The organism is Streptomyces sp. NPDC005794 (assembly GCF_042871445.1).
Taxonomy (GTDB): domain Bacteria; phylum Actinomycetota; class Actinomycetes; order Streptomycetales; family Streptomycetaceae; genus Streptomyces.
The window spans coordinates 50645-58642 of the sequence record NZ_JBIAIN010000021.1 but is presented as its reverse complement, the minus strand read 5'-3'; the positions used below and the strand labels follow the sequence as shown (position 1 = coordinate 58642).

5 protein-coding genes and 1 pseudogene are annotated in these 7998 nt (G+C 72.6%); 1 reads left to right on the top strand and 5 read right to left on the bottom strand.

Annotation, left to right across the window (positions count from 1 at the left end):
* Positions 1–188: 188 nt before the first annotated feature.
* From ACFYQ5_RS28875 to ACFYQ5_RS28860, 4 genes and pseudogenes are all read right to left on the bottom strand, one after another.
* A complete protein-coding gene (locus ACFYQ5_RS28875) occupies positions 189–1496 on the bottom strand; it encodes an LAETG motif-containing sortase-dependent surface protein (protein ID WP_389201756.1) in 1308 nt (435 codons plus the stop codon).
* Between the two features lie 232 nt (positions 1497–1728).
* A pseudogene (locus ACFYQ5_RS28870) lies at positions 1729–1869 on the bottom strand (isocitrate lyase/phosphoenolpyruvate mutase family protein); the annotation flags it as partial.
* Positions 1870–1944: 75 nt separating this feature from the next.
* Positions 1945–2700 carry an IclR family transcriptional regulator gene (locus ACFYQ5_RS28865; RefSeq protein ID WP_389201754.1) on the bottom strand — a complete coding sequence of 252 codons (756 nt, stop codon included), beginning with the start codon at positions 2698–2700 and terminating at the stop codon, positions 1945–1947.
* A 77-nt stretch (positions 2701–2777) separates the two neighbouring features.
* Positions 2778–3602, bottom strand: a complete 825-nt coding sequence (locus tag ACFYQ5_RS28860) for an alpha/beta fold hydrolase (protein ID WP_389201752.1) — start codon at positions 3600–3602, stop codon at positions 2778–2780.
* Positions 3603–3730: 128 nt separating this feature from the next.
* Here ACFYQ5_RS28860 and ACFYQ5_RS28855 point away from each other — a divergent pair, with 128 nt between their 5' ends.
* Entirely contained in the window at positions 3731–4312 is a 582-nt protein-coding gene (locus ACFYQ5_RS28855) for a TetR/AcrR family transcriptional regulator (protein WP_389201751.1), read from the top strand.
* A 67-nt stretch (positions 4313–4379) separates the two neighbouring features.
* Here the strand turns inward: ACFYQ5_RS28855 and cobN are convergent, their stop codons facing one another.
* Positions 4380–7979, bottom strand: coding sequence for a cobaltochelatase subunit CobN (cobN, locus tag ACFYQ5_RS28850; protein ID WP_389201749.1), 3600 nt, complete (start codon positions 7977–7979; stop codon positions 4380–4382).
* Positions 7980–7998: the final 19 nt, after the last annotated feature.

Here is a 7998-nt window from a genome sequence, read left to right as displayed (position 1 = left end):
GCGGGGCCGGGCGGGGGGGTCCCCCGGGCGGGGCCGCCCCCGGGTGTGGGGCGGGGGGGGGGTGGCCGGCCGGGGGGGGGGGGCGGGGGGGGCGCGGGGCCCCGGGGGGGGCCCCCCCCCGGGGGGGGGGGCCCCGCCGGAGGTCGCTGTGTGGACCGGGACGCCTGGCAGGCATCCCGGCTCATGCGTCAGGCGTGGGAGCCCGCCTTGCGGCGGCGTACGACGAACACCGCGCCGGCGCCGATCGCCAGGGCCGCGCCGCTCGCGAGGGCGAGCTGGGACGTCGCGTCGGACGAGCCCGTGGCGGCGAGGGTGCCGCTCGACGGGCCGGCCGACCCTCCGCTCTGCGGCGTGAGGTCCGAGGTGTTCGGCTTGGTCTTTCCGGGCTTGGCGTCGGGGACCGTGCCGGGCTTGCTGCCCGCGGCGGCGATCATGAACTCGTAGCCCTCGAGGTCCGGGTTCCCGCCGCAGCTGCCGTTGTCGTTGAAGTAGTCACCGGCGACGAAGGTGATGCCGTTGCCCGCGGGGGCCGAGGCGTCGATCGCGAGGCGCATCCTGACGTCGGCGTGGGCGCCGGCCTTCAGCGGGCTGATGGCGTCCATGTAGTGCTCGTTGTCGACGGTCTTCCACGTCTTGGACGATCCGGACGACCACTGCAGGCGCACCAGGTCGTCGATGTCGTTGAGCCCGCTCCGGTCGGTCGCGTGGACGTAGACGAACGGGAACACCTCGTCCATCGTCTTGTCGGTGCCGTTGCTCACCCGGAGCTTGAAGTCGACCTTCGTGCCGGCGACGACGGTGGACGGCAGACCCGTGACGACGGTGGTGAGCTTCGGCTCGGGGACGCATTCCTCGCCGTCGTCGTCCCCGTCGTCCTCGCCGTCCTCGCCGTCCTCGGCCGCCTCCTCCTTCGCCTTGGCCAGCGCCTCGTCGGCGGCGGTCCTGGCGGCGAGGGCCGTCTCAGTGGCCTGCTTCGCCAGGTGGTAGGCGCGGCCCGCCGCGACCCGCTCGTCGTCTCGCGCGTCCAGGGCTGCGGCGAGCGCCTCGTCGGCGGCGGTCTTGGCCTCATCGGCGTCCGTGGCCGCGGTCTTCGCCTCGGTGAGAGCCTTCTCCGCGTCGGCCTTCTCCGCGTCGGTGGACGTCTCCGTCAGTGCGTCGACCACCGCCTGGGCCTCGACGACCGCCTGGTCGGCGGCGGTCTTCGCGGTGGCCGCGTCGGCCGCCACGGCCTCGGCGGCCTTGGCGGCCACCGCCAGCGGGGTGGTGTCCAGCAGGAGCGCTTCCCAAGCCGCGTAGGCGGCGTCCTCGGCCGCTACGGCGTCGTCGTACGCCGCCTTCGCCGCTGCGGCGGCCTTCTCCAGCTCCGCGACGGACGGCTTTTCCTGCGTCTGCGCCGCCGGCTTCTCGTCGGCGAACGCGGGGGTGACCGACAGCAGCAGGACAGGGGTCGTCACCGCGGCGGCAACGGCTGTGGCAAGAATCCGGCGAATCTTCACAAGGGCCCTTCGGTGTGCGAAAAAAGAAGAAGGGGTCGCAGCGGAATGGGGCACGCAGTTGCGACTTGAGGTGATCGTATGACCGGGGCACGATAAACCGTCACGAGTTTTTCACGAGTACCGGCCGATATCACGGCACCGGGACAGACAGAAAAGACGAATGGGTGCAGTTGCTTTCACCGCCTGTGCTTTCGCTGTGAGGAAAGCCACATGACCGTGCGCACGCCGCTCTACGCGTCCCCGGCTCCGCGCCCCCGCCCGTACCGATCGCGGGGAAGCCCTGCCCGGCGAGGGCCGCGGCCGACGCGTGGTCCCAGGCGTTGGGGAGCAGAAGCGGCGCACCGGTGCGGTGCAGTGCGGCGAACGTGTCCATACGCACGACCCTAGGGGCGGGACTCTTCGGCCTCCGCCGAAGGATTCCGGGGGCCGGACCGGTGCCCCGGGGCGGTCAGAGGGGCAACGAGAGGCCGCGGGTCACCCGGTCCGCCGCGGCCAGCAGCATCTCGCGGACCTGGGTGGTCCGGTACATCCTGTCGGCCCGGAAGGAGATGCCCAGTGAGCCGAGCGTGTCGCCGCTGTACACGGGCACCGCGATGCAGACCGTGCCGAGGGCGTACTCCTCGCGGTCCATGACGGACGGCGACGGCAGTGCGTCGAGCTGCTGGACCAGCTCCTCGCGGTGGGTGATGGTGTGGGGCGTGAGGTCGTCGAGCACGTGCCGGGAGAAGTATTCGCCGCGCGCCTCCTCGTCCAGCTCGCGCAGGACGCACTTACCGAGGGCGGTGGCGTGACCGGCGTCCTCGAAGCCCACCCAGAGGTCGACCCGGGGCGCCCGGGGCCCGTCGACGATCTCGGCGACACGGATCTCGCCGTCCTCGTAGAGGGTCAGATAGGCGGCCGCCGAGATCTCGTCCCGCAGGCCGGCGAGGGCCGGCCGGACACCGGCGAGCCGCCCGCCCCCACGGCCGGCGGCGCGCAGCCGGTCGACCGTGTCTCCGATGACGTACCCGCCGTCGTCGAGCTTCGTCAGGTACCCGTCCCGGACGAGCGCGCGCAGCAGGCGGTTCGCGGTGTCCTGCTCCAGTCCCGCCTCGCGCGCCAGCTGCGCCGCGGGAACTCCGCCCGCATGGGCCCCCGCGGCTTCCATCAGACGGAACGCCCGCTCCACGGACATGAGGAGCTCGGGGCTCGGCTGATCACCCATCCCCCCAGCGTGGACCTGACGCGGGGAGGCGGCAACGCGGAAGCCCTCCCCGCACCCCGGCCGCCCGGCCTCGGGCCCTACTGCTTGATGAAGTCGAGCAGATCGGCGTTGAACGCCTCCTCGTAGGCGCCGATCAGACCGTGCGGGGCGCCCGGGTAGACCTTGAGGGTCGCGTTCTTCACGATCCGGGCCGCCTTGTGGGCGGAGTCGGCGATCGGCACGATCTGGTCGTCGTCGCCGTGGGCGATCAGCGTGGGGACGTTCTCGAAGCGCTCCAGGTCCTGGGTGAAGTCGGTCTCCGAGAACTGGGCGACACAGTCGTACGCGGCCTTGAGCCCGGCCTGCATGCTCATGAGCCAGAACGCGTCGCGCGCGCCCTGCGAGACATTGGAGCCGGGCCGGTTGGCGCCGTAGAAGCTCTCGCTCAGGCCCTGGTAGAACGTGGAACGGTCGCTCCGCACGCCCTCACGGATGCCGTCGAAGACCTCGATGGGCAGTCCCTCCGGGTTGCTGTCGGTCTTGACCATCTGCGGAGGAACGGCACCGAGCAGCACGGCCTTCGCGACGCGGGCGGTCCCGTGCCGTCCGATGTAGCGCGCGACTTCGCCGCCGCCGGTGGAGTGGCCGACGAGGATCACGTCGTCGAGGCCGAGGTGCTCGATCAGCTGCGCCAGGTCGTCTGCGTAGGTGTCCATGTCGTTGCCCTGCCAGGGCTGGTCGGAGCGGCCGTGGCCGCGCCGGTCATGGGCGATGGCCCGGAAGCCGTTTTCCGCGACGAGCCGCAGCTGGCCGTCCCAGGCGTCGGCGTTCAGGGGCCAGCCGTGACTGAAGACGACGGGCCGGCCGCTGCCCCAGTCCTTGTAGTGGATGCGCGTGCCGTCGGTGGTGGTGAAGTCACTCATGGGGACGGATCTCTTTCGGTCGGCGTGACAGGAGGGAGACAGACCGGTCTGTCTCCCCATAGCCTGCGGCTGCCCGTGACGCTTGTCAAGGCAGAAAGGAGACAGACCAGTCTGTTAACGTGAAGTCCATGCCAGCGCAGCCCTCACCGCCCCCACGCTCGGCGGCTCGCGACCGGCTCCTCGCCACCGCGGCCGACGTCTTCTACGCGGACGGCATCCACGCCGTCGGCGTGGACCGGCTGATCGCGGCGGCCGGAGTCACCAAAGCGACGTTCTACCGGCACTTCCCCTCGAAGGAAGACCTCGTCCTGGCCTATCTGCGGCTGCGGGACGCGGCCGTCCGGGCCGACGTCGAGCGCGCCGTCGCCACGGCCCGGGACCCGCGCGGGCAGGTGGACGCCGTGATGGGGTGGCTGGCCGAAGAGGTCTGCGGTCCCGGTTTCCGGGGCTGCCCGTTCATCAACGCGGCGGCCGAGTACCCGGACCCGGAACACCCGGTCCGGGTCCTGGTGGCCGAACACCGCATCTGGTTCCGCGACACCCTCGCCGCGGTGCTGCGCGCGGCGGGCCACCCGGAGCCACTCGCGGCCGCGGCCTCACTGCTGCTGGCGCGCGACGGGGCGATGGTCGGGGGCTACCTCGACGGCACGGACGCCCGCGCCACTCTGCTGCGTACGGCCGACGCGCTCCTGGCGCACGTCGACCGCTGAGCCCCGCCGGCCCGGGCCCCTCCGCTGCCGGACAGGGAGCGGGTCACCCGCTCCCCGTCCGGGCCGCTCAGTCCTCGCCCTCCAGGTCGCCTTCCGTCTCCAGGAACACCTGGCGCAGCGCTTCGAGCACCGCCGGGTCGGGCTTCGCCCACATGCCCCGGGACTCGGCCTCCAGGAGGCGCTCGGCGATGCCGTGCAGCGCCCAGGGGTTCGCCTGCTGGAGGAACTCGCGGTTCGTGGGGTCCAGGACGTACGTCTCGGTCAGCTTGTCGTACATCCAGTCCGCGACCACGCCCGTCGTCGCGTCGTACCCGAAGAGGTAGTCGACCGTCGCGGCGAGCTCGAAGGCGCCCTTGTAGCCGTGGCGGCGCATCGCCTCGATCCACTTCGGGTTGACCACCCGGGCGCGGAAGACCCGGGACGTCTCCTCGACCAGGGTGCGGGTGCGGACCGTCTCGGGGCGGGTCGAGTCGCCGATATACGCCTCGGGAGCGGTGCCCTTCAGCGCGCGTACGGTCGCGACCATGCCCCCGTGGTACTGGAAGTAGTCGTCCGAGTCCGCGATGTCGTGCTCACGGGTGTCGGTGTTCTTCGCCGCCACCGCGATCCGCTTGTACGCCGTCTCCATCTCGTCCCGCGCCGGGCGTCCGTCCAGCTCACGGCCGTAGGCGTAGCCGCCCCACACCGTGTACACCTCGGCGAGGTCGGCGTCCGTGCGCCAGTCGCGGGAGTCGATGAGCTGGAGCAGCCCGGCGCCGTACGTCCCCGGCCGGGAGCCGAAGATCCGGGTGGTGGCGCGCCGCTCGTCGCCGTGTTCGGCCAGATCGGCCTGCGTGTGGGCCCGTACGAAGTTCTGCTCGGCGGGCTCGTCGAGCGAGGCCGCCAGGCGTACGGCGTCGTCCAGCAGGCCGATGGTGTGCGGGAACGCGTCGCGGAAGAAGCCGGAGATCCGCAGCGTGACGTCGATCCGGGGGCGGCCCAGCTCCTCGTAGGGGATCGCCTCCAGGCCGGTCACCCGGCGCGAGGCGTCGTCCCAGACGGGGCGGACACCGAGCAGGGCGAACGCCTCCGCGATGTCGTCGCCCGCGGTGCGCATCGCGCTGGTGCCCCACAGGGACAGGCCGACGGAGGTGGGCCAGTCGCCGTTGTCCGCGCGGTAGCGCTCCAGGAGCGAGTCGGCGAGGGCCTGGCCGGTCTCCCAGGCGAGGCGCGACGGAACGGCCTTCGGGTCCACGGAGTAGAAATTGCGGCCGGTCGGCAGGACGTTGACCAGGCCCCGGAGGGGGGAACCCGACGGGCCGGCGGGGACGAAGCCGCCGTTCAGCGCGTGGACCGCGTGGTCGAGTTCGTCGGTCGTCGCGGCGAGGCGGGGCACGACCTCACGGGCCGCGAAGTCGAGGATGTCGGCGACGGCCTGCGGGTGTCCTGCGGCCACCCCGGCGACGGCCGCCGGGTCCCAGTCCGCGTCGTCCATCGCCTGGACGAGCGCCCGGGCCTTCTCCTCGGTCTCGTCGGCGGCCGTGCGGGTGGCCGCGGACTCGTCCAGGCCGAGCGCCTCGCGCAGCCCGATCAGCGAAGTCGTACCGCCCCAGATCTGGCGGGCGCGCAGGACGGCGAGGACCAGGTTGACGCGGTCCTTCCCGGCCGGGGCGCTGCCCAGGACGTGCAGCCCGTCGCGGATCTGGACGTCCTTGATCTCACAGAGCCAGCCGTCGAGATGCATGATGAACTCGTCGAAGCCCTCGTCCTCCGGGCGGTCCTCGAGGCCCAGGTCGTGGTCGAGCTTCGCGGCCTGGATGAGGGTCCAGATCTGGGCGCGGACGGCCGGCAGCTTGGCCGGGTCCATCGCGGCGATCTGGGCGTGCTCGTCGAGGAGTTGCTCGAGGCGGGCGATGTCGCCGTAGCTGTCGGCGCGGGCCATCGGCGGCACGAGGTGGTCGACGAGGGTGGCGTGCACACGGCGCTTGGCCTGGGTGCCCTCACCGGGGTCGTTCACCAGGAACGGATAGACCAGCGGAAGGTCGCCCAGCGCGGCGTCGGGGCCGCAGGCGGCGGACAGTCCGGCGTTCTTGCCGGGCAGCCACTCCAGGTTGCCGTGCTTGCCGAGGTGGATCATCGCGTCGGCGCCGAAGCCGTTGTCGTCGGCGGACGCGGCGATCCAGCGGTACGCGGCCAGGTAGTGGTGCGAGGGCGGCAGATCGGGGTCGTGGTAGATCGCGATCGGGTTCTCGCCGAAGCCGCGCGGCGGCTGGATGAGGATCAGCAGGTTGCCGCGGCGCAGGGCCGCGAGCACGATGTCGCCCTCGGGGTTGCGGGACCGGTCGAGGAACATCTCGCCGGGCGCCGGGCCCCAGTGCTGCTCGACGGACTCGCGGAGCTCGGCGGGGAGCGTGGCGAACCAGCGGCGGTAGTCGGCGGCGGGGATGCGGACCGGGTTGCGGGCCAGCTGCTCCTCGGTGAGCCACTCCTGGTCATGGCCGCCGGCCTCGATCAGCGCGTAGATCAGCTCGTCGCCGTCACCGGAGACCAGGCCCGGGATGTCCTCCTCGGGCCCGAAGTCGTACCCCTCGGCGCGGAGCCTGCGCAGCAGGGCGACGGCGCTGGCGGGGGTGTCGAGGCCGACGGCGTTGCCGATGCGGGAGTGCTTGGTCGGGTAGGCGGACAGGACGAGCGCGATCCGCTTCTCGGCGGCCGGGACGTGGCGGAGCCGGGCGTGCCGTACGGCGATCCCGGCGACCCGGGCGGCACGCTCGGGGTCGGCGACGTACGCGGGCAGACCGTCCTCGTCGATCTCCTTGAAGGAGAACGGCACCGTGATCAGGCGGCCGTCGAACTCGGGGACGGCGATCTGGGTGGCCGCGTCCAGCGGGGAGACACCCTCGTCGTTCTCCTCCCAGGCCGCACGGGGGCTGGTGAGGCAGAGCGCCTGGAGGACCGGTACGTCGAGGCCGGTGAGGGCGCCCGCGTCCCAGGACTCGTCGTCGCCGCCGGCCGACGCGGTGGCGGGCTTGGTGCCCCCCGCGGCGAGGACCGTCGTCACGATGGCGTCGGCGGCGCGGAGTTCGTCGATGAGCTCGGGCTCGGGGGTACGGAGCGAGGCGACGTACAGCGGCAGGGGGCGTGCGCCCGCGTCCTCGACGGCGGTGCAGAGCGCCTCGATGAACGCGGTGTTCCCGCTCATGTGGTGGGCGCGGTAGTAGAGCACCGCGACCGTCGGGCCGGTGACGTCCCGGGCCGTCCGCTCCAGCGGGCCCCAGGCGGGGGCGGGGGCGGGCGGCTCGAAGCCGTGGCCGGTGAGCAGCACGGTGTCGGAGAGGAAGCGCGCCAGCTGCTCCAGGTTGGCGGGCCCGCCGTGCGCGAGGTAGGCGTGCGCCTCCGCCGCGATGCCGATGGGCACCGTGGAGGCGGCCATCAGCTGGGCGTCGGGGGCCTGTTCACCGGTGAGGACGACGACGGGCCGGCCGGTGGCGAGGACCTGGTCGAGTCCCTCCTGCCAGGCGCGGACACCACCGAGGAGACGCACGACGACGAGATCCGTGCCCTCCAGGAGCTGCGGCAGGTCCTCGACGGAGAGCCGGGACGGGTTCGCGTAACGGAAGCCGACCGGGCCGCCGGAGGCACGGGCGCTGAGCAGGTCGGTGTCGGACGTCGACAGGAGCAGGATCATGCGGCGTCAGTCCTTCCCC